Source organism: Haloarcula nitratireducens (genome assembly GCF_019599505.1).
Map to the genome: position 1 here is coordinate 174,742 of NZ_RKLT01000002.1, position 21,379 is coordinate 196,120.

Annotated in this window: 21 protein-coding genes; 6 read left to right on the forward strand and 15 right to left on the reverse strand. The window is 68.4% G+C overall.

What is annotated here, in order from left to right:
• Nucleotides 1-32: 32 nt before the first annotated feature.
• From EGH23_RS07555 to EGH23_RS07560, 3 genes are all read right to left on the reverse strand, one after another.
• Nucleotides 33-2,165 (reverse strand): glycoside hydrolase family 32 protein, encoded by a 2,133-nt coding sequence (locus EGH23_RS07555; RefSeq protein WP_220579405.1) that lies wholly within the window; start codon nt 2,163-2,165, stop codon nt 33-35.
• Between the two features lie 128 nt (nt 2,166-2,293).
• Nucleotides 2,294-2,428, reverse strand: coding sequence for a hypothetical protein (locus EGH23_RS26805; protein ID WP_268899418.1), 135 nt, complete (start codon nt 2,426-2,428; stop codon nt 2,294-2,296).
• 23 nt (nt 2,429-2,451) lie between these two features.
• Nucleotides 2,452-4,371 carry a hypothetical protein gene (locus tag EGH23_RS07560; RefSeq protein WP_220579406.1) on the reverse strand — a complete coding sequence of 640 codons (1,920 nt, stop codon included), beginning with the start codon at nt 4,369-4,371 and terminating at the stop codon, nt 2,452-2,454.
• Nucleotides 4,372-4,577: 206 nt separating this feature from the next.
• On the opposite strand from EGH23_RS07560, the gene EGH23_RS07565 reads away from it, so the two are divergent.
• Nucleotides 4,578-4,751: a hypothetical protein gene (locus EGH23_RS07565; RefSeq protein ID WP_220579407.1), complete on the forward strand. Its 174-nt coding sequence runs from the start codon at nt 4,578-4,580 to the stop codon at nt 4,749-4,751.
• Here EGH23_RS07565 and EGH23_RS07570 read toward each other — a convergent pair.
• Together EGH23_RS07570 and EGH23_RS07575 are read right to left on the reverse strand one after the other, a co-directional pair.
• The gene (locus EGH23_RS07570) at nt 4,748-5,815 is read right to left on the reverse strand and encodes an actin-like salactin (RefSeq protein WP_220579408.1); all 1,068 of its coding nucleotides are present in this window, start codon (nt 5,813-5,815) and stop codon (nt 4,748-4,750) included. The genes EGH23_RS07565 and EGH23_RS07570 overlap by 4 nt on opposite strands.
• 78 nt (nt 5,816-5,893) lie before the next feature.
• On the reverse strand, nt 5,894-6,394 hold the full coding sequence (locus EGH23_RS07575; RefSeq protein WP_220579409.1) for a FlaD/FlaE family flagellar protein: 501 nt from the start codon (nt 6,392-6,394) through the stop codon (nt 5,894-5,896).
• Nucleotides 6,395-6,566: 172 nt separating this feature from the next.
• Here EGH23_RS07575 and EGH23_RS07580 point away from each other — a divergent pair, with 172 nt between their 5' ends.
• Both EGH23_RS07580 and EGH23_RS07585 read left to right on the forward strand, forming a co-directional pair.
• Complete coding sequence (locus tag EGH23_RS07580) at nt 6,567-7,460, forward strand: ParA family protein (protein ID WP_220579410.1); 894 nt, start codon at nt 6,567-6,569, stop codon at nt 7,458-7,460.
• Complete coding sequence (locus EGH23_RS07585) at nt 7,457-8,464, forward strand: chemotaxis protein CheW (RefSeq protein WP_220579411.1); 1,008 nt, start codon at nt 7,457-7,459, stop codon at nt 8,462-8,464. The genes EGH23_RS07580 and EGH23_RS07585 overlap by 4 nt, the downstream gene beginning before the upstream one ends.
• A gap of 22 nt (nt 8,465-8,486) precedes the next feature.
• On the opposite strand, the gene EGH23_RS07590 is transcribed toward EGH23_RS07585, so the two are convergent.
• The 7 genes from EGH23_RS07590 to msrA are packed head-to-tail and all read right to left on the reverse strand — an operon-like array spanning nt 8,487 to nt 13,801.
• Nucleotides 8,487-8,738, reverse strand: a complete 252-nt coding sequence (locus tag EGH23_RS07590) for a hypothetical protein (RefSeq protein WP_220579412.1) — start codon at nt 8,736-8,738, stop codon at nt 8,487-8,489.
• Between the two features lie 6 nt (nt 8,739-8,744).
• Entirely contained in the window at nt 8,745-9,992 is a 1,248-nt protein-coding gene (locus EGH23_RS07595) for an NAD(P)/FAD-dependent oxidoreductase (RefSeq protein WP_220579413.1), read from the reverse strand.
• A 60-nt stretch (nt 9,993-10,052) separates the two neighbouring features.
• Complete coding sequence (mvaD, locus tag EGH23_RS07600; protein WP_220579414.1) at nt 10,053-11,027, reverse strand: phosphomevalonate decarboxylase MvaD; 975 nt, start codon at nt 11,025-11,027, stop codon at nt 10,053-10,055.
• Between the two features lie 57 nt (nt 11,028-11,084).
• Complete coding sequence (locus EGH23_RS07605) at nt 11,085-11,612, reverse strand: HVO_2922 family protein (protein ID WP_236044706.1); 528 nt, start codon at nt 11,610-11,612, stop codon at nt 11,085-11,087.
• A 7-nt stretch (nt 11,613-11,619) separates the two neighbouring features.
• Entirely contained in the window at nt 11,620-12,507 is an 888-nt protein-coding gene (locus EGH23_RS07610; protein WP_220579415.1) for a M14 family metallopeptidase, read from the reverse strand.
• 42 nt (nt 12,508-12,549) lie between these two features.
• Nucleotides 12,550-13,086: a cob(I)yrinic acid a,c-diamide adenosyltransferase gene (locus tag EGH23_RS07615; RefSeq protein ID WP_220579416.1), complete on the reverse strand. Its 537-nt coding sequence runs from the start codon at nt 13,084-13,086 to the stop codon at nt 12,550-12,552.
• 55 nt (nt 13,087-13,141) lie between these two features.
• Nucleotides 13,142-13,801 (reverse strand): peptide-methionine (S)-S-oxide reductase MsrA, encoded by a 660-nt coding sequence (gene msrA, locus EGH23_RS07620; RefSeq protein ID WP_220579417.1) that lies wholly within the window; start codon nt 13,799-13,801, stop codon nt 13,142-13,144.
• A gap of 92 nt (nt 13,802-13,893) precedes the next feature.
• On the opposite strand from msrA, the gene EGH23_RS07625 reads away from it, so the two are divergent.
• The 3 genes from EGH23_RS07625 to EGH23_RS07635 all read left to right on the forward strand — a co-directional run bounded on the left by EGH23_RS07625 (nt 13,894) and on the right by EGH23_RS07635 (nt 14,775).
• Nucleotides 13,894-14,064, forward strand: a complete 171-nt coding sequence (locus EGH23_RS07625) for a DUF7838 family putative zinc beta-ribbon protein (RefSeq protein WP_220579418.1) — start codon at nt 13,894-13,896, stop codon at nt 14,062-14,064.
• Nucleotides 14,065-14,161: 97 nt separating this feature from the next.
• Nucleotides 14,162-14,368, forward strand: a complete 207-nt coding sequence (locus EGH23_RS07630; protein WP_236044707.1) for a DUF7511 domain-containing protein — start codon at nt 14,162-14,164, stop codon at nt 14,366-14,368.
• 38 nt (nt 14,369-14,406) lie between these two features.
• Nucleotides 14,407-14,775, forward strand: a complete 369-nt coding sequence (locus tag EGH23_RS07635) for a response regulator (RefSeq protein WP_220579419.1) — start codon at nt 14,407-14,409, stop codon at nt 14,773-14,775.
• Here EGH23_RS07635 and EGH23_RS07640 read toward each other — a convergent pair.
• The 3 genes from EGH23_RS07640 to gcvPA all read right to left on the reverse strand — a co-directional run bounded on the left by EGH23_RS07640 (nt 14,772) and on the right by gcvPA (nt 21,342).
• Entirely contained in the window at nt 14,772-18,227 is a 3,456-nt protein-coding gene (locus tag EGH23_RS07640; RefSeq protein WP_220579420.1) for a PAS domain S-box protein, read from the reverse strand. The genes EGH23_RS07635 and EGH23_RS07640 overlap by 4 nt on opposite strands.
• 90 nt (nt 18,228-18,317) lie before the next feature.
• Entirely contained in the window at nt 18,318-19,736 is a 1,419-nt protein-coding gene (gene gcvPB, locus EGH23_RS07645; RefSeq protein ID WP_220579421.1) for an aminomethyl-transferring glycine dehydrogenase subunit GcvPB, read from the reverse strand.
• A gap of 262 nt (nt 19,737-19,998) precedes the next feature.
• Nucleotides 19,999-21,342 (reverse strand): aminomethyl-transferring glycine dehydrogenase subunit GcvPA, encoded by a 1,344-nt coding sequence (gcvPA, locus tag EGH23_RS07650; protein ID WP_220579422.1) that lies wholly within the window; start codon nt 21,340-21,342, stop codon nt 19,999-20,001.
• Nucleotides 21,343-21,379 lie beyond the last annotated feature (37 nt).

The window sequence follows — 21,379 nt, forward strand, 5'->3', positions numbered from 1 at the left end:
ACGGGACTGAAATCGAATCGAGGTGACGGCTCCTATTCCGGCGGTTCGGCCGACCACGCGCCGTCCATCTCCCAGACGTCGAGCGACGCGACCGTCGCCCGGCCGCCCTCTGCCGACAGCGAGACGCCCGTCGCGTCCTCGCGGGTCGGATAGACGCGCGTCGTCAGACAGTGGCGCTCGTTGGCGAACACGGTGACGACGGAGCCGTCGACGAACACGCGAAGCGAGAGCGGCGAGTCGTACGGCGTCACGCCCATCCGCTGGGTGGCGTTGGTCGCCTGCGGGTCGTGGCTCGCCCGCGCCCGGTCGACCGATATCTCGCTGGTGTGGCCGTACCGGATGGGCGTGTACTCGTCCCGGTCGGGCGTCTCCAGCACGGAGAGTTCGACGCTCTCGGCGTCTTCGAGGCGGACCGTCGCGCGGAGTTCGAACGCCCTGCTCTCGACGTCGAGCGTCCGGCGGTCGCGTCCATCTAGTCGGAGCTCGTCGCGGTGGGTGTTGGCCCCACGGAGGTCTTTGAGCTCCGGAACGGGCCGCTGACAGAGACCGCCGTCGTCGGCGAGGGAGAGTTCGCGCGGCAGCGACATCGCGCCAGACCACCCGGCGTCCCACTGGGCGCTCACGTCCCGCGCTTCCGGAATCCAGCCCCAGGTGAGGATACGGCCGTCGTCGGTCCACATCGACTGCGGGGCGTAGAAGTCGCCGTGGTCGAGTTTGTCCCGTCGCTCGGCGTCGAACTCGCCGTCCTCGTAGGTGCCGAGGAAGTACACCACGTCCTCGTAGTTCGAGACGTGCAGCAGCTGTCGCTCGCCGAAGTCGAGCAGTTCGGGACACTCCCAGACCGTGCCGGCGGTGTCGCGGTCGCCGGTCAGGATGGGACCGCGGTACTCCCAGTCCCGGAGGTCCTCGGAGACGTACAGCAGGGCCGCGCCGCCGCCGCCCTCCATGCCAGCCCCGATCAACTGGTGCCAGACGCCGTCCTCGCGCCAGACGCAGTGGTCGCGGAACTCCCCGTCCCAGTGTTCGGTCCGAAGGACCTCGGGCTGGGTCGGCATCTCCTCGATGACGGGGTTCTCGGGGTCCTTTCGCCACGCCGTCAGGCCCTCGTCGGCCGCGGTGGCGATGCAGGGCAGTTGTTTCTTCCCGCGACCGCCGGTGTAGAGAATCGTCGCCATCCCGTCGTCGTCGACCGCACAGCCCGACCAACAACCGTCCCGATCCGGGCCGTCCGGCGAGGGCGAGAGGGCGACGGGTTCGTCCTCCCAGTGGACCAGGTCGTCGCTGACCGCGTGGCCCCAGTGGATGGTGTTGTGGAACGGTCCGGTCGGGTTGTACTGATAGAACAGGTGATAGCGGCCGTTCCAGTGGATGAGGCCGTTCGGGTCGTTGAGCCAGTTGGCGGGCGGCGTGACGTGGTACGCCGGTCGGTGCGGGTCGTCGGCCAACTCCGCGCGCATCTCCGAGAACGCCTCGACGGACTTGGGCCGCCCCGAGAGCGGGACCGTCTCGCTGCCGGCCAGCGCCGCGAGCGCGTTCGAGACGAGCGTCTCGCGGTTCCCGCGGCAGATGTCGTGCGTGGGCTGGCGGAAGGAGACCGCCGACCCGATGCCGAGGACGTGCCCGTCGCCGGGTCGCCACGAGACGGTCGACATCTGCTTGACCACGTCCGTCGTTCCTCGGGCCGTACTGGCCAACAGGTCGCCCTCCATCGGCGCGACCGTCTCGTAGCGGGCGTAGGGCACCGTCACGCCGGGACCGCGGGTGTGGACTCTGAGCGTGTCGAACCCCTCCGCGATTGGGTGGTCCGCGGCCAGCGCCTTCCACAGCGGCCCGACCGGTTCGGAGACCTCCTCCCGGCCGACGGCGTCGGGACCGACGGCGTCGAAGCCGAGCGGTTCGACCGCGGCCATCGCGCCGAGCGTCAGCAACAGCGACCCGCCGCCGCGCACGAACGACGCGAGCGCGTCCCCGTCGTCGGCGAGCCGTTCCGGCCCGATCGCCTCCCCGCGGTGCCACCAGAGAACGTCGTACGCGGTCGGCTCGACCGCCGAGAGCGAGACGCGGTCGACGTCGTCGAACGCGCCCTCACACCACTCGTACGCCGCGGTCTGCTCGTCGGAACACGACTCGACGAAGAGACAGCCGACGCGCAGCGACTCTATCATTGGCGAACCTCGCCCTCTCAAATATAAAAGCATTCGGCAATCGTTCGTGCTCGTTCTTGTGCGAGCGTGCTCGAATAGTCGGGAGACGGCGTTACCACTGCCGAACGAGTCGAGAGAAAATGCGGGTATCAGGCGAGGCGCGCGCTTCTGGCCGCGGATTTCCAGTCGATGACGGTGTCGTGACAGACCGGGCAGACGAACTCTGTCAGTTTCGTCGTCTCGTCGTTGTACGTCATTCGGGTGTCGCAGTTCGGACAGTTCATGATTGATAGTGATACTTACGCGGCTATAAGCTTTGTTCCCGCCCGCCCGCTGTCGGTCGAGCGTCGTCCGGCAGACTGACGCCCTGTGCGTCCACGACGGCGGCGATGCTCGCGCCGTCGAACAGGCGCACGTCGTCGGCTGCCGGAAGCGGCGTGACGTCCGCCGGGAGGCGCTGGACGGTCGCGAACAACACCAAATCCATCGCGGTCTCCTCTGCGAGCGACTGACACCGCTCGACCCGCTCGCTCGTCACGTCGTCTGTCGTCGAGCGGTGGACTACGACGCCCATCCGGTCGCCGTCTCGGGCCGCTCGCAGGTCGAACGGCGAATCTGGGTCGTCGGCCGCTGCCTCCCACGCCGTCTCGTCGAGCACGTCGGCGACGACGGCGACGAGTCGGTCCCCGTCCAAGGCTCGGAGTCGGTCGACCGTCGAGGCGGACTCGTCTACCGTCATGGCGACCTCGTCGACCGATTCGGAGCGCGACGCTTCGGCGGCTTCCGACGGCGGGCGGATGGCGTCCTCGATAGCCGTCGGGCCGTCGTCGGACGGTTCCCCGAGCGTCCCCGAGGCCGCGTAGTCCGGTTCGACCGCCGTCTCGAACCGGTCCGAGACGGCATCGTCGCCGTTCACCAGCGCCTGGGTCCGTTCGAGTCGCTGTTCGAGCGCGTCCCGCTCTGCCTCCAGATGGGACACCGCGTCGGGATAGCAGTCCCGGGCCGTCGCGAGCGCCGCCTCGAAGGCCTCGGCGGCGGCCTCGAACTCCGCCAGTGCGACCTCGGCCTGTCCGGCGTCGCTGTACCAGTCGCCGGCGCGCATCGCGTCGACGGCGACGGTGCGCTGGGTCGCCGTGAGGTTCTCGGCGACCGCGCCGAGGCGGTCCCGAATCGTCGCCGTGTCGCCCGCGAAGCGCCGGTTCTCCGCACCCCAGTCGATCTCTAACGCCGTCCGGTAGTGGGCCATCGCTTCCCGCCAGTGCTCGATCGCGTCTTCGGGGTCGTCCGCCGCGACGGCCGCCTTGTCGGCCGTGACGGCCTTCCGAAGCGGCGACTTCTCGAGGTGGTCGACGATCCGCTCCAGCCGGTCCCGTTCGGCGCGTATCCCGTCCACGTCGTCGATCGCGGCGTGGTCGAGGGCGAGCGCCGCGTCGTACCCCTCGCTCGCGCGCTCGTAGGCGTCGTGGGCGGCCTCGTACTCGCTCTCGCGCCAGCGCGTCTCGCCGGCGTCCGTCGCCACGCGGGCACGGCCGACGTGTATCGCCGCGAGCGTTCGCTCGCAACGGGTTTCGAGCGGGTCGACCCGTTCCTGGAGCGCGGTCCCGCCGTACTCCGCGGCGAACCGGAACGCGACGCCCCGGGCCGTCTCGGCGCGCTCTCGGGCGCGTTCGACGGCCGAAGCCGCCTCGTCGTACCGCCCCTCTTCTCGGTGCTCGGTCGCCGTCACGAGCAGTTCCGTCGCCGCGTCGAACTCGGTCTCGACGCGTCGCCACGCCCGCGAAGCCGCGTCGAGGTACTCCGCGACCGCTTCGAGCCCGTCGGTCCCGGTCTGAATCGCCACGGTCGAGTGCCCGTCTCGAACGACGGTGAGGGAGCCGCCGCGGAGCCCCGTTTCCCATTCGACTTCGTCGACGTCCGCGAGCGACACCGCTACCTCTCGGTCCCCCGATTCGTCGCCGACCAGCGCGACGAGGCGTCGATCGGTGACTACCGCGATCGTCCGATAACCCCGACCGGGCCGAACCGTCTCCGTGGTTTCGCCCGTTTCGACGGTCACGCCGCGCTTGCGGTTCGTGAGGACGAACGTCGGCGTCTCCGCCGCTTCGAGAACCGCCGCGGCCGCCCGGTCGCGAAGGTAGCCCTCCGAGAACACGCCCCCCGAGCCGGTCCGCGTGAGTAGCGAGGGTAACCCGCCGTCGTAATTATTTATTTTGATAATCTCGCCCATCACCGAGGTTTACAGCGCCGGAAAACTTGATACCTGCGTATAGATTCTGATACGTTATCGTAGGATTTACTCGAGTGGGAAAGTAACAGCCCCGACCCCGTCCGAAGCCCGTTCTCTGTCCGTATTTCCCTCGTGTATACTTATCTGTCGAACGGCGGACGTCCGTCTGACGGACCTTTAGGTAGGACGGGAAATCATTCTGTCACATGCCACGCGTAGGGTTGTACGGGGCGAGCGAGGAACGGTCGTCTCCCGGCATCGACGTTCGGATAGATACCGAGGTGTTCGCCGTCCTCTCGAACGGGCGAGCGCTGGAACGGTTCGGGCCGCGCCCGACCATCGAGCGGTGGCTCGACTGCTGGGGCGGGGACGCCCGTTAGCTGTTCTCGACGAGCCGGGCCGCGATGCGCTGTGCGCCGACGGTGGGCGCGACGTCGGGCTGTTCGGCGGCGGTCGCCTCGATCTCGCGGTTCAGTTCCTCGCTGAGGCGCGCCTCGAACTCCTCGACGATGCCGGGGATGCAGGCCATCCCACCGGTGAGCACGATGGGACGGTCCAGCGCTAGCTGGTAGACTTTCATGTAGTCGTTGGCCAGCTCCGGCAGGAAGGTGTTGGCCAGTTCGTCCACCGCGTCGTCGAGGTACTCGTCGACGGCGTCCATCACCGAGCGCTCGATGGTGAACTCGTGGGTGCCGCCGCCGGGCTGCTGGATGATGTCGGTGAAGGGTTCGAACTCCACGAAGTCGGCGTGTTCCTCCTTGTACTCGCGGGCGGTCTGCGTGTCGACGTTGACCCTCCCCTGGGTCTCCTCCTCGACGTAGTTCGCGATCATCCGGTCGACTTCGTTGCCGGTGACCGCACCCGTCGTGAAGGGCGCTAACTGCTCGCCGCGGCGATACGCCGAGGCTTCGAGGTTCGTCGAGCCCATGTTCACCGAGATGAATATCTCGTCGATGGCCTCTAAGTCCTCGCCGAAGGCGGGGATGGAGCCACACAGCGACTCGGGATAGCTCTCGACCAGGTTCAGCCCGATAGAGGACTCCTCGATGACCGCTCGGAGGTTGTCCAGGCCGGCGGGGTTGTCGATGGTCGGGATAGCGTAGACGACGCCGCTGTCGGCCGGGATGTCGTTCTCCTCGATGAGCGCCTCGAAGAACTTCTTGGTCATCTCCGCGCGGTCCCCGTCTTCGGGCAATCCGGACCGGAGCATGTACTGCACGCGGTCGGGGTACTCGCGGGCGGCTTCCTCGCCGTAGAGCACCTTCTCCTCGCCGGTCAGGGCGTCCTCGTAGGTCGCCATACAGGTCAGCGTCTTGATGATTCGGTTCTCGGTCCCGTGGTCGTCGGGCAGGGCGATGACCGTCCGGGTGCTGCCGAGTTTCACACCCACCGGCACCGACCGGCCGCTGCCGGACGCCGCGTCGGCTGCGTCGTCGTCACTCATGTCTCCCGTCTTATCCCCGCCTCGATATATATCCTCTCGTCAAGAATCAGCGTTGATAGTGACCACCCGCCGGCGGCGCTACCTCATCGCCGCCAGTTTGGCGACGTACACCAGACTCAGCATGTGGTCGTCCACGCTGAGGTCGTTGCCGTCGTTGGTCGCCGACTCGTCGATACCCAGCAGGTAATCTGAGAGGTCGGATTCGACGTCTTCGGTGATCCAGTCGATGGACTCGTAGTAGGCGAGCGCCTCGTCGGCCCCCTGATACCCCGAGTGCATCAACAGGAACTCCAGCCACTCGAAGACGACGAACTCGGCGGCGTACGTCTGGGGTAGTGCGCCGAGATAGGGTTTGTCCTGACTATCGCCGGCGAGGAACGGGAGCAGTTCGCGATACAGTCCCGACCGGAGCGAACTGCCGGCCAGGACCTCCTCGTCGCCGTCTTCCAGCCCCACGTCCAGATTCGCCGGGTCGGGCATCTCCCCGTCGCCGAGGCCGTTCCCCTTCTCTCGATCGCCGCGCTGGCGGGCGATCTTCCGCAATTCGTCTAAGTCGTAGTCGCGCGGGTTGATGGTCATTGCCACTTGTGTTTCAACTACGTGAAGTTAAATCTTGCACCCGTCCGACGGCCGTCAGACGGCGTTCACCGGGCTCTCGCCGCCGATTCGGACGCCACCTCTCAGTTCCGCCGTTGATAATCGGGGGCGTATTTTTATACGCACCCGTCACAGACGTTCGCTCACTTCGACGATGAACCGCCAGTCCACGTCCGATCCGGCCCGTATCTGCGTGACGAACGCGAAGGGCGGGACCGGCAAGACGACGGTAGCGATCAACGTAGCCGGTGCCCTGAGCGACCGCGGGCGGGACGTCCTCTTCGTGGACCTGGACCCGCAGGGCAACGCCACGGAGGGACTGGGTCTCGCCGACGCCTACGACGCTCAGCCGCCGACGCTGTTCGACGTGCTGACGGGCGACCCCAACGGCCTCGCCGACCTCGTGGTCGAGCACGAGGAGATGGACGTCGTCCCTGCCAGCATCGACATGCTACAGGCCGAACACGAACTGACCGTCGCGGACCTCATCGCCCGGGTCCGCACCGGAGACCACGACGTCGACCCGGCGGCGCTCTCGGCGTTCGCGCTGAACGTCACGCCGAAGACGGTCACCGGCGACCACGCGCTCGATACGCTGGATCGGGCGCTCTCGACGGTCTCGGGGTACGATTACGTCGTCATCGACTCCCCGCCGTTCTACGGCAAGCTAACCGACGCCGCCGTCTTCGCCGCGGGGAACATCCTCGTCCCGGCGCTCGCGGAGGCCACCTCCGAGCGCGCCATCGAGCTCCTGATGGACCAGATGGCGGCCTTGGAGCGACAGACGGGCATCACGGTGCGGACGCTCGGCGTAGTGGCCAACCGCATCGAGACGACTTCGGAAGACGAGACGATGCTCCAGTGGTTCGACGCGGCGTTCCCGGATAGCCCGGTCTGGCGGGTCCGCAAGCGCGTGGCCCTCCAGCGGGCGTACACGCGGGGCAACTCGCTGTTCGGGAGCGACGAGGAGTGTGACATGGGTGCGGTGTTCGAGGACATCGCGGCGGACCTGGACAGGCAGTTCGGCTACACGGAGATACCAGCATGAGCGACGACGACCGTATGGACAGAGCAGAGCGCATCCGCAGCATGCGCCAGGGGAACAGAGCGGACGACGAGCCGACGACAGACGGCGACGACGGCGGCGCGTCGCCGGACCAGGCGGGAGAGACTGATTCGGATACAGAGACGGGCGTAGACGCAGACGCAGACGGAGAGACAGGCACAGACACCGACGACGGCGACGACCCGACGAGCGAAGCCGGCGAACCGACAGCTGCGGTGGCCGAACCGACGGCCGACGAGACCGAGCCGGCGGCGTCCGAGGACGACGAGACCGACACGGTCGAGAGAGCCGGAGCCCAGCCCGACGCGACGGCGGCCGCCGAGCGGGCCGCGGCGGCCGCCGCGCAGGTCGTCGATGACGGTTCTGCGACCAGTGGAGCGGGCGAGGTGCGATCCGGCGACGTCGCCGCGACGGCCTCGCCGATGCGGGGACCGACCGGCGTCGAGTTGCCGGATCGGCAGCTCTTAGAAGAAGCGATGGCGACGGGCGATGGCGAGCGAGTAGCCGGGTCGGCTCGGGCGGCGATGGAAGAGGAAGGGGGACAGAAAGAGGAGATGGTTCGCGTCCTCGAGTTCGCGCTCGGCGAGGAGCACTACTGTCTCGACATCGAGTACGTCGAGGAGATCGTCAAGCGCGATGCGGTTACGCGCGTCCCCAACACGCCCGATTACGTCGAAGGCGTCGTCGACCTCCGGGGCCAGATAACGACCATCCTCGACCCCAAGCGGATGATGGACATCGACGCCGACGGCGAGAAGAACCTCATCGTCGTCTTCGACCCGGGGATGTTCGAGGAACAGGGTGCGGTCGGGTGGGTCGTCGACGCCGTCCGACAGGTCGTCCCCGTCGCCGAGTCGGAGGTCAACGACCCGCCGGTCGACGGCGAGTACGTCAACGGCGTCGTCGACCGCGAGGACCACGACCAGTTCGTCATCTGGGTCGAACCCGACGACGCGCTCGAAGAAGCGACGAGCGCGGACGACTGAACCGTCCGCCCGACCCGGACGCTCAGATCGCCAAGAGGTAGACGTGGTGTTCGAATCTGACGAGGGGGCTCGCGGTCCGGTCGATGTCGGCCCCGGCGCTCTGGATCTCCGGGAGGATGTGGACGAAGACGTACGCGACGGCGCTACCCCCCGAGAGCGACAGCCAGCGACTCCGCGGTATCACGTTCGGGAACGTGAGCCGACCGGCGAACAAATGGACCAGCGCGAGGCCGAGGGCGAACGCTATCGGGAGGAACGTACTGAGAGTGGACATGGATAGCTACTTCTCGTCGCGGTGATCGTCCGACTCCGCGGCGTCCACCACGTCGTCGGGGAGTTCGTCCGCGAGGTCGTCAGCCAGGTCGTCGGTCGCGTCTCCGCCGGAGGCGGCGATGCCCAGTTCCTCGCGGACGAGGTCCGAGGCGTTCTTCCTCGCCCCGACGCTACCGAGATAGCCCGCACCGACCGTCGTCTTCAGCGCCAGCGCGGTGCGACCGGTGAGGATCGTCGGCCCGACCTTCGCCACGGCGTCGTCGCCGACCGAGACTAACCACCCCGGCACTTCGAATCGATACTGCGTGAGACGCGGTTCGAACGCCCCGTCGTCGTGGTCCAGTCGGTGTTCGACCAGCGCTTCGACGTTCTCGGCGGCGACGTTGGCCTCGCGGATGGCCGCCGAGGCGCTCGCGGGGACGCCCTCGCCGTTGCTGTCCACCACGCGGGCCGCGTCGCCGACGGCGAACGTCGACTCGCCCAGCCGGAGGTCCGCCCTGACGACCGGGCGCTCGTCGTCGAGCGCGCCGGGTCCACGAATGCCGCCGGTCCAGACGAACTGGTCGTAGGTGAGCTTCTCGTCGGAGTCGAGCATCATCGCGCCGTCCGCGGCGGCCGCGACGCCGATGCCGGTACGGACGGTCACGCCGGCGTCGACGAGCGACTCGTGGACGGCCTCCTGGAACGACTCGGGGAACGACGGGGCGACGGCGTCCATCTGTTCGAGAAGCAACACCTCGGCGTCGATTTCTTCCTCGTCGGCCAGCGCCGCCAGTTCGCCGGCGACCTGCACGCCCGAGAGCCCCGCTCCGCCGACGACGACCCGGTCGCCGTCGCCGAGAGCGAGGAAGTCGTCCCGTATCTCGCGAGCGTGGTCGAGGCGCTTCAGCGGCGTCGCGTGTTCGCGCACGCCCGGGAGGTCGTAGAAGGCCGTCTCCGCGCCGAGGCACACCGCGCCCACGTCGTAACCGAGCGTCTCCTCGCCGTCGCCGGTGACGGGTCGGACGGTCGCCTCGCCGGCGTCGAGGTCGGTCACTTCCGCTCGGCGAACCTCGCAGTCGAGCACCGACGCTAACTCGACCGTGATGTCGTCGGCCAGCGACGGTCGCCGGACGACGCGGTGGAGTTCGTGCTGGACGAGGTGGTCGGCCTGCTCGTCGACGACGACGAGGTCCGCCTCGTCCGGCAGCGACCGTTCGAGTTTTCGGGCGAGTGTGAGGCCGGCGTACCCGGCACCGAGGACGGCGACACGCATGGCCCGAGATTCGGCCCGGAGCGGGATAGGCCTGTTCCAGCCCGCGTCTGAATCGGGAACTCAGAACAGCGCCTCGTCCTCGTCGAGGACGCGGGCGGGGCCGCCGACGCCCCAGACGCGGGTGTCGACGCCGCAGTCGGCGACCGTCTCCTCGACCCGGTCGACGTACTGCTCGGTGGTGTTGACGTAGACGCTCGCGCCGGTGTCGACGGAGAAGTACACCGGCACGTCTTCCTCGTTCCGGAGTTCCCGCACGGCGTTGAAGATCTCGATCGTGCGCGGCTGCCAGTAGACCCACCCGGCGGGGCCGGTCATCGTCGTCGCGGCCAGCGACAGCGAGTCGTGCTCGGCGAGTTCGAACGCCCGGTCGAAGTCGGCGTCGTGGAGGGCGTCGCGCATGTCGGAGATCTGGCCGTGGATGTGAGCCATCCGCCCCTCGAACATGTGGCTGTCGGCGGCCTCTTTGTGGGCCGCCTCGGTCTCCTTGTAGGAGGGGACCATTCCCGCGACGATTCGCAGGTCGTCTTCGAGGTCCGTCTCGATGCGCTCGCTCCGGCAGTCCTCGTCGTTCATCCCCGTCCGCAGGTGCGAGAACGCCCCCGTGACGGCGCGGGCCGCCGAGGAGGAGCCGCGTCGGGCGACCGTCGAGATCTCGGGGCGGGTCAGCTCCAGCCCGGCGGCCTCGACCAGCGCCATCGCGGCGGCGGCGAAGCCGGACGACGACGAGCCGAAGCCGATGTTGGTGGGGAAGTCGTTCGCGGACTCGAAGCGGACCGCGTGGTCGATGCCCGCCAGGTCGCGGACGTGGGAGACGACGGCGTCGATGCGTTCGGCCCCGCGGCCCTCGACTTCCTCGCCGTCGATGACGTATCTGTCCTCCTCGCGGTCGGGGTCGAACTCGGCCGTCGTCTTCGAGTGGCTCGGCGCGGTACAGACGGAGATGCTGTCGTGATACGGGAGCCGAAGCTCCTCGTCTCGCATCCCGTGGTACTTGACCAGTCCCTGGATCGGGTGGGCCTTCGCGGTCGCTTTCATACCTCACCGTTCCGGGCCGCTCACTTTGCTATTGCGAACCCACGCCGCTACCCGCCCTCACACCTCCTCGATCTCGGCGTCCGGCGCGTTGGATTTCACGCTCCGGATGCCCTGCTTCGCCTTCGCCTTGCTCGCGTACCCCTCGCCGCTGTCGGCGACGACGTTCCCGTTCGAGTGGCGCAGTCGCCACCGCCACTCGTCCGCCGAATCCCGGTACAGTTCGAAAGTAGCAGTCATAGGCGTGTGGGAGGTGTCCGTCCGATAAGAAACTGTGGGGCGACGACCCCGACGACTGGCGCTACCGGGGGTCGGTCGGATCGGCCGCGGGTCCGAGGTCCGGTCGCCGACGAAGAAGGTCAGGATGCGACCGTCCCCGGCGTCGAAGAAGAGGTGCGTCGAGTCCGGGTCGTCGTGGTTCGGCTCTTGCATCACCAGCGGCATGCCGAGCAGGTCGCGGTAGAACGCGATGGTGTCCTCTGCGTTGCTACCGACGATCGTGAGGTGGTCCGTACCGGTCGTGTGGATCGGACTATCCGGGAGGTCGCTGCTCGTCGGTAACTCCGCCGCGTCCGGTCGATTCGCCATGCGTTCGCTAGGCGATTGACGGGTAAATGCCCACGCCCGGCTTACTCAAGTCCCAGTGATCGCGGGCCGTAGAGAGCGTCTCGCCGGCGATATGCCCTTTGTACCCGAAGATGTCCCGATAGCCACACTCGGACGCGAGGACGGGGACGAACGCCTCGTCGGCGACCAGCTCTTCGCCGTCGACGGTGGCCCAGACGTCGCCCTCGTCGACGCGTTCGAAGTTCTCGACGTGCAGGTCATAGACGTCGCTACACGCGGCGTCCTCGGGCGCGTCGTCCGGTTTCTCGATGACGCTGTCCTCCTGATAGAACGTCGGCGCGGCGTCCGGGGTCTCGCCCGGGAGCGCGCCGTGGAGGCGGAGGAACGCTTCGACGACGGAGACGCCGGTCTCGACGGCCTCTTCGGTCCCCTGCTTCCCGGTCTCGACCGTGACGACCCGCCCGAACCGATTCAGTCCGCCCTCGACCGTGTCGGTCGTGTCGACCACCGGCGTCGTCGCCATGCCGGCGGCCGTCTCGACCGCTCCCGGATACTCGCGCGACACCAGCGATATCGGCTCCGACGTGGCGTGAGTCGCGTGCAACGCGACCGCCGGGGCGTCCCCGATGACGTCGAGGAGCTCGGCCGCGAGCCGTCGCTCCCTGTCTTCGCTATCGGAGTCGCCCGGGAACACCCGGTTCATGTCCGCGTCGAGGTACCGCTCGCCGGCGTCGACCGCCGGCGGGTTCGCGGTCACGAACTGGACCGCCCGCTCGAACTCGTGGCCCGCGTCGAGGACGCGTTCGACGGCGCGTACGCCGCTCTGTTCGTCGCCGTGGACGCCGGAGACGACCGTCAGCGGCCGCTCGCCGGTCGGGCCGCGCACCGTCACGTCCGGTGAGACTTGGTTCGGCATCGACGGTTACATGTCAGTGCCGGAGTTGGAAAAGCGTTAGACTCAGTACTCGGGGTTCTCCTCGCGGACGCCCTCGCGCTTGTTGACCAGGCGCGCGAGCGTGAACAGCGCGTCCGAGAGGCGGTTGAGGTAGACGATGGCGGTCTCGTTGACGCCGGCCTCCTCGGCGGTGAACGAGACGGCGCGGCGCTCGGCCCGCCGACAGACCGCCCGGGCGTGATGCAGTTTCGCGCCGGGTTCGGATCCGGACGGCAGAATGAAGGACTCCAGCGGGTCGAGCTCCTCGTTGGCCTCGTCGACGACGGCCTCGATCTCGTCGACGTGGTCCTCGGTGATCCGCGGGTCGCCCTCCTCGGGTTGCGGGTTGGCGAAATCCGCCTGCACGATGTGGAGGTGGTTCTGTATCTCCCGGAGGTGTTCGTCGACGTCGTCCTGCCCGGTGGGGCGGACGACGCCGACCAGCGCGTTCACCTCGTCGACGGTGCCGTAGGCCTCGATGCGCCGGGAGTCCTTCGAGACGCGCTCCATGTTCCGGAGGTCGGTCTGTCCCTGGTCGCCCCGGCCGGTGTAGATCGGCATACCCGGAGATGGGCGTGCCACGGTCTTATAGCCGGGGGCGGCCGCCGAGCCCGTCTCAGAGCCGTCGCCGGACTTTCGAGAGGGCCGCCGGGGAGAGGTCCACGTCCGCGAGGACCGCCCGTCGCTGGTCGGCGTCGCCGTGGCCCGCGACGAAGCCGTTGAGACGGGCGGCCGCCGTCGACTCGACGAACGCCGGGCCGTAGAGCGATTCGAGTTCGTCGCTCACGACGGGCGTCGAGCGGAGCTCGTACTTCTGGTGGTAGCCCTCGGCGGGATAGAACCCGCCGAGCGACTCTATCTCGGTCTGGACGGTCTTCCCGGTTCGGTCTTCGAGGGCCGCCTTCGACGCGGCGGCGGCCTCGCGCTGGCTCTCGTCGTGGACCAACGCGACGCCGCGGTACTGTCGCTTGTGCGGTGCCGAGAACGGGCTGTGGTTCGCCCAGAACACGTCCAGTAGGTCCTCGTAGGAGAGCGCCTCGGGGTCGTACTCCACCTGTACGACCTCCGTGTGATCGCCGAGCGAGTAGTAGCTCGGCTCGGGGTCGTCGCCGCCGGCGTAGCCGACGCGCGTGCGGGCGACGCCCGGCATCGCGCCGAAGCGGGCGTCGGGTCCCCAGAAACAGCCCATCCCGAACGTCGCGGTCGCCGTCTCGCTGGGCGGGGGTGCCGCCGCGTCGAGTGAGAGCGCCGACGGTCGCGGCGAATCGGATGCCATACGTCCGCTCGGTGTCCCGTCGGTTTGCCTGTTGGGGTCTCCCCGCCTACGAAACCGGGAACTTCAATTGGTCTCGCCCGAAACCGGCGTGCATGAGCCTCGAATTGGAGCACTACTGCCCCGAGTGTGAAGAGTACCGCAACTTCTGGAAGGTCGCGAGCACGACGATGCACCTCGGAACGAAGGTCAAGTGGCACTGTCCGGAGTGCGAGTACGGCTTCGTCCGCATCGACGGCGAGGTCGACACCGGGCAGGCCGCGTAGGCGGCTCGCCCGGGCTACGGCGGCCCGTATCAATAGCCCTACGGAGAGTTCTTAGCAGCCGTTTTAGGGGTAGTCGCCGACGCCACGCGTAGAGGCAATGAGCACCGAACCGGATCGGGTGGCGGACGACACCCACACCTCCCCAGAGCGGCCCGACGTGGAACTGTCCATGACCGTGGTGCAGTACGGCGACGCGTCCGACCGTTGTACCGTCTATCCGCCGGGGCTCTCCGGCGTCGCTCGGATGTCGACGTGGCTCAGCGCCGACCGTTCGGCGTTCGTCGGGCTGGATGCGATGCGGTGACAGAGGTATTTTACGCCAGTAGCGATGATCGCTAGTCGATGAGTGTGGAGGTACTAGTGGTGGACGAGGACCGGGACGTACTCGAGATCGTCGGGACCTTCCTCGCGCGCGAAGACGGCTTCGAGGTGACGATGGAAGCGGACCCGGAACAGGCCCTCGAGATGGTCCTCTCCGGCGAGTACGACGCCGTCGTCAGCGATTACAAGATGCCGAGGCTCGACGGGATCGAACTCTGTACGGCGATTCGCGAACGCGACGAGGGGGTCCCGTTCCTCCTGTTCAGCGCCCGGGAGCCGGAGGACGTCCGGCCCGAGGCCGCGGACGCCGGCGTGACCGCGTTCGTCCAGAAGGGCACGGGGACCGAACAGTACGACGTCCTCGCCGAGCGTATCCGAGAGTCGGTCTAACTGTCCGTCCGCGGGAGCGTCAGCGTCACGACCGTCCCGGTCTCGTCCGTCCCGCCGAACGTCACCGTCCCCCCGTAGGACTCGGTCAACCAGACGACGAGCCACAGCCCCAACCCGCTTCCGTGACTCAGTTGCGTGATGGGTTCGTCGCCGGTCAACACGTCGAGTTCGTGCGGTGGGATTCCCGGTCCCTCGTCCGCGACCGTCACCGACACCTCCCGTTCTGTCGCCGCGACCTCCAGCGAGAGACCGGGGTCCGCTCCCGCGTGCTCGACGCCGTTGTTCAGCAGTTCCTCGACGACCCGGGTGAACCGGCCGTCGGCCGCACGAGCGTCCGTCTCCGGGAGCGTCGTTTCGATAGCCACGCCGTGGGTTCGCTCGTAGGTATCGACGAGCGAGGCGACGGCATCGACGATCGGAACCGGCGCGCTGTCGGCGTCCTCCCGCCGGATGGAGCGTTCGATCGCGCGGGCGCGGTCGCTGAGCGACGCGACGTCGGCGGTCTTTCGCTGCAGCCGGTCGAGCAGGGAGAGATGGCTCTCGTCGTCGAGTCGGGCGGCCAGCTCGTCGGCCAGTCCCAGCACCACCGTCAGGTCGTTGCGGAGGTTGTGCCGGAGGACGCGGTTGAGCACCTCCAGTCGGCGTTCGCGTTCCCTCTGGTCGGTGATGTCGGTGTAGATGCAAAAGCCCCAGACGCGCCCGTCGTCCCGGCGGTAGGGGATCCCCCGAAAGAGGAAGTCGCGGAAGCCGTCGGCGGTGCGGCGGCGGATCTCGGCCGTTCGGACCGTCTCGCTCCCGTCGGCGTCGGTAAAGCGCGAGTACTCCTCGCCCTGTGCCTCGGTCGGCGGCCGGACGAACTCGCCGAGGCGCTCGTCCAGGGCCGTCGCGTGGTCGACGCCGAAGACGTCGGTGAAAGCGGGGTTGACCGACCGGACGACCGACCCGTCGTCGCCGCTCTCCGTCTCGGCGACGGCGTCGGGGAGGTTGTTGAACAGGTACGAGAAGCGGTCGCGTTCGTCCCGCAGGTCCTCGCGGGCCTGCTCGAGCTCGGACCGGTCGCGGACGACGCCGACGGTGCCGCGGAACCGGTCGTGGTCGATGAGCGACACCTCGACCTCCGCGGGACGCTCCGCGCCGTCCGCCGTCGCGAGCGACGTCTCGATCCGCCGGCTCGGCTCTCCGCCCTCCGCCTGCATCTCGCGGATGTGTCGCTCGAAGGTCGCGGCGTCGTCTCGGTCGAGGAACTCGTCGGGACGCTCGCCGAGCATCGCCTCGCGGTCGAAGCCGAGCCACTCGGCCAGCGGCTCGGTGACGAGTTGGAACGCGCCGTCCTCGTCGATGACGTACACCATGTCGCGGACGTTCTCGACGACGGCCTCGTACCGCCGGAGGTCCTCTTCGCGTTCGACGCGGGAGAGCGCCGCGGCGGCGTTCGAGGCGAGGATCTCGGCGACGGACACGTCCGCGTCGTCGAAGACGTCGCTCTCTGTCGTGGCCACGCTCAGCACGCCGTAGCCGCCGATGGGGACGCACATCGCGGCGTTCGCGTCTCGGTCGTCGTAGTTACCGACGCGGTCGAAGTCGTCGATCCGGACCGTCTCGCCGCGCTGGAACGCCTCGCCCGCGAACGATTCGTCGGCGTCGTAGACCGGACGGTCGGGCACGCCGTCGGTCGAAGCGACCGGGTACAGCGTCCCCGTCTCGCCGTCGTACAGCCTGACGAGATTGAGGTCGAACCCGAGCCGGGATTCGGCGGCCTCGATGACGGTCTCCGCGACGTCCGCGTCGGTGTGAGCGTGCATCAGCGACCGCGTCGTCTCGAGCAGACCGGAGAGCTTCCGGTCGCGTTCCTTCTGGTCGGTGATGTCGTGGAAGTACACCGAGAGACCGTCGGTCGAGGGGTAGGCGTTGACCCGGAACCACCTCTCGGCCGGCGGGTAGTACTCCTCGAAGACGACCGGCTCCTGGGAGTCCATCGCCTCGCGGTAGGCCTCGAAGAAGGCCGAGTCGGTCGCGTCGGGGAACATCTCCCAGAGGTTCTCGCCCATCACCGCCTCGGCGTCTCGGCCTAACACCGCCTCGGCCTGCGCGTTCCAGTACGTCAGGTTCCAGTCGTCGTCGACCGCGAAGAACGCCGCGCCGATGCGCCCGAGAATCTGCTCGATGCGCCGGTTGGCCTCCCGCAGTTCGAGTTCCCGCTCCTTCCGGTCGGTGATGTCGCGGATGACGCCGGCCGTTCCCTCGAAGCGGCCGTCGTCGTCCCAGAGGACGGTCATGTGGTCCTCGGCGGGGAAGCTCTCGTCGTCTGCCCGCCGGATCGAGAGGTCGAACGTCGCCTCGTCGTCGCGGTCCTCGAAGATCATCTCCCGGACGATTCCTTCGGCCTTCTCGACCACCTCGGGGGCCTTGATGTGTCCCGTGTGAGCGCCGAGCAGCGACTCGGCGTCGTAGCCGGTGAGCGCGGTCATGGCCTCGTTGACGAAGACGAAGTCCCCCTCGTCGTCCAGCGCGTACACCCCGTCGTCGACGGCCTCGATGATGTCCTCGTAGCGCTCCAGGTCCGCCTCGCGGTGGCGGCGTTCGAGCTCGTCGCTGACCCACTGGACGAGCAGTTCGACGAACGCCCGCTCGGCGTCGGTAAAGGACGTCGCTCGCGGTTCCTCGTCGGCGAAACACACCGTCCCGTAGGTCTCGCCGCTGACCGACACTTTCCCGCCGAGGTAGCAGGCGATGCCGCCGACCCGATAGGACGGGTGGTCGGCCCACCCCTCCGCCGCCGCGTCGTGGATGGGAAGGAGCGTCTCGGTCTGTGCGGTGTGTTCGCAGTAGGTCGCCGAGAGGGGCGAAGACGCGCCCGCCTCGACGAGCGCGTGGTCGCCGACGACGTGCTCGATCTCGTAGGTGTCGTCTTCGATACGCCCGAGGTAACCCAATGAGAGACCGAGTCGGTCGGCACCGAGCCGCAAGACCCCCTCGATGGTCTCGGCGTCGGTTCGGCTGTCGTCCGCGGCGAGTCGAGTCAGTTCCCGAAGCGATTCCGTCGTCGCCTCGATGGCATCGATAGACGAGCGCGCCGTGACGCCCCCATCCGCGGCGAGCGCCCGGAGACGCTCGCCCGGATCGGTCTCGCTTCTGGGGACGTACTCGGCGACGCCTCGGCGGGTCGCTTCCGCCGCCACTCGGCCGTCCGGTTCCGCGGTGCACAGCAACGCCGGGAGGTCCGGACGGACGTCGACGATGGCGTCCAACGCCGCGAGACCGTCGAGGCCGTCGTCGGGACGGTGCTCGCAGACGAGGTAGTCGGGGTCGGTACTCGACAGCGTTTCGAGGGCCGCGTCCCGTGACGTGACCGCCGTCACCGAGAGGCCGACCTCGCTCTCCGACGAGAGCGACTGCACGCCGTCCATCGCCCGCTCCGGGCGGATGTGGAGGACGACCGGTTTTTCAGACATGTTCGGAGATATGCTCCCTCGGCGGTGGGATTACATATAACTCACGCGCGGATTATCACGGGACGAAACGGAATCTCCCCCGGGGGCGGGCTACTCCCCGAGCGCCTGCCAAGAGAGGCGCGGTTCGCGCGCCGCCACGACCTGGTCGATCCGCTTCGCCGCCGGGCGCTCCGGGGCGGACGCGAGCGTCGCGTCGTCCTCCTCGGCCACGGCGTCGAACGCCGCCGCGAGCTGGTCGAGCGAGCGCTTGCTCTCGGCCTCGGTCGGCTCGGTCATCAGCGCCTCGTCGACGATCTCGGGCCACTTCGTCGTCGGCGGGTGGACGCCGTGATCGAGCATCCGCTTGGCCGCGTCGGCGGCGTCCTGCGGCGCGGCGCTGGCGACGAACTCGTGGTGGAAGGGACCGAAGGGCACGTCGTAGGAAATCTGCTCGGCGAGGTAGTTCGCGTTCAGGACCGCCTTCGCGCTCGCGTCGGCGAGGCCGTCGTCGCCGAGGCGAGCGATGTAGGCGAACGCCTTGACGAGCACCGGCCAGTTGCCGTAGTAGCCGTGGACCTTCCCGATGGAGTGTTCCGGCGTGTAGTGCTCGTAGCCGCTCGATACTTCCCGGACGTGCGGGTCCGGCAGGAACTTCGCCAGTTCCTCGGTGACGCCGACGGGGCCGGCTCCCGGCCCGCCGCCGCCGTGGGGCGTGGCGAACGTCTTGTGGACGTTGTAGTGCATCACGTCGAAGCCCATGTCGCCGGGGCGCGCGCGCCCGAGCAGGGCGTTGAGGTTCGCCCCGTCGTAGTACAGCAGCCCGCCCGCGTCGTGGACGATGTCGGCGATCTCCTCGATGTCGCGCTCGAAGAGGCCCAGCGTGTTGGGATTCGTGAGCATCAGCGCCGCCGTCTCCTCGCCGACGGCGGCCGAGAGCGCGTCGACGTCGACCCGGCCGTCGTCGTCGCTCGGGAGTTCGACCACCTCGTAGCCCGCCATCGCCGCGGTGGCGAAGTTCGTCCCGTGGGCCGAGTCGGGGATGACGACCTCCGAGCGCTCGTCGTCGTTGTGCCGGTGGTAAGCCTTCGCTATCTGGATGCCCGTGAACTCTCCGGCCGCGCCCGCGGGCGGCTGGAGCGTGACGGCGTCCATCCCGCCGATGCGTCCCAGGTAGTCCTGTAACCGGTGACACAGCGCCAGCGTCCCCTGTATCGTGCTCTCCGGGCGGTCCGGGTGGACGGCGGCGTCGTCGCGGGCGGCGACGGTCTCCGTGAACGACGGGTTGTACTTCATCGTACAGGACCCCAGCGGGAACGGGCCGTTCTCGACGCCGTAGTTCATCTGCGAGAGCCGCGTGTAGTGCCGGGCGAGTTCGGGTTCGGCGGGGTCCGGCAGGGACAGCGAATCGCGGGTCAGTTCGTCGGGCAGCGGCGAGTCCTCGATCTCGACCTCGCGGTCGGCCTTCTCCGAGAGCAGCGGTTCGTAGCGCTCGTCGTCGTCGTCCGTCCAGCGCGCTTGGTCGAATTTCACGCGAGACACCCCCGTGTCGAGCGTGAAGCTCGTGGGGCGCTGTGCGCCCCACGGTGTTTCGCCGAGCGGGGCGAGGGTGAGCGAAGCGAACCCTCAATGCGAGCGGGGAGCGTAGTAACCCGAGAGCAGGGCGAGGGTGGGCGAAGCGAACCCTCAATGCGAGCGGGGAGCGTAGTAACCCGAGAGCAGGGCGAGGGTGAGCGAAGCGAACCCTCGATGCGAACGGGGAACGCAGCGACCCGAGAGCGGAGCGAGGCGAACGTCATCCGGCCACCTCCGCGACCGCCTCGATAAACGCTTCCTCGCTCTCGGCGGTCACCTCCGTCGCACACACCTGAATCAGGTGTTCGCCGACGGCGTGGACGGCGAACCCGCGGGCCGCGAGGTCCTCGACGATCGCCCGCGCCGGCTGGTCGGTGTGGGCGACGAACTCCCGGAAGTGGTGGCCGTCGTGAATCGGGGCCTGCACGCCGACGACTTCGTCCAAGCGGGCCGCGAGGTCGCGGGGGCGGGTCACGCAATCCTCGGCGAGGTCGACCAGTCCCTGCGGGCCGAGCCACGCGGCGTGTATCGCCGTCCGCAGCGCGACCCACGCCTGGTTCGTGCAGATGTTCGAGGTGGCCCGCTCCTTGCGGATGTGCTGTTCGCGGGTCTGGAGTGTCAGCGTGTACGCGCGTCGCCCGGCGGCGTCCTCGCTCGCGCCGACGAGGCGGCCGGGGACCTGCCGGAGGAACTCCTCGCGCGTGACGAACATGCCGAGCCCGAAGCCGAAGGCGGTGCCCGTTCCCAGCGACGCGGCGTCGCCGACGACCACGTCCGCACCCACGTCGGCGGGCCGTTCCAGCAGCGCGAGCGCCACCGGATCGGAGCCGAGACAGAACAGCGCGTCGCTGTCGTCGGCGACTTCCCCCACGTCACCGAGGCGCTCTGCGACCACGCCCCGGACCGTCGGCGTCTCGGCGTACACCATCGCCACGTCCTCGTCGGCCGACTCGGCGAGCGCGTCGATGTCGACCTGCCCGTCGGCCATCGGATACGATTCGATGGAGAGACCCGGTCCGTCGGCGTAGTTCTCCAGCACCGCGCGTTTCCCGTCCCGGAGGCGTTCGGGGACCAGGACCCGGTCGCCCGAGATCGAGCGGATCCGCTGGGAGAGCGTCGCGGCCTCGCCCAGCGCCGTCGCGTCGTCGTACATCGAGCAGTTGGCGACGTCCAGCCCCGTCAGCTCGACCAGCATCGACTGGAACTCGAACAGCGCCTGCAGGAACCCCTGTGCGACCTCCGGTTGGTACTGCGTGTAGGAGGTCAGGAACTCCGATCGGCTCGATAAGTCGTCGACGACGGCCGGCACGTAGTGCGCGTAGTGGCCGCGACCCAGGAACTCCGTCAGGTCGTCGTTTCGCTTCAACAGGCGGGCGGCTTCTCGGCGCGTCTCGCGCTCGCTTCGCGATTCGATGCCGAACTCGCCGTCGAAGGCGACCGATTCGGGCACGTCGAACAGCGACTCGACGTCGTCCGCGCCGACCGCCGAGAGCATCGCCGCGGTCTCCGACGGCGTCTGCGGTGCGTACGGACTGCCGGTCGTAGATTCGTCGCTCTCACTCATGGTAGATACCGTCCATCCGCACGGTGGACATGATAGT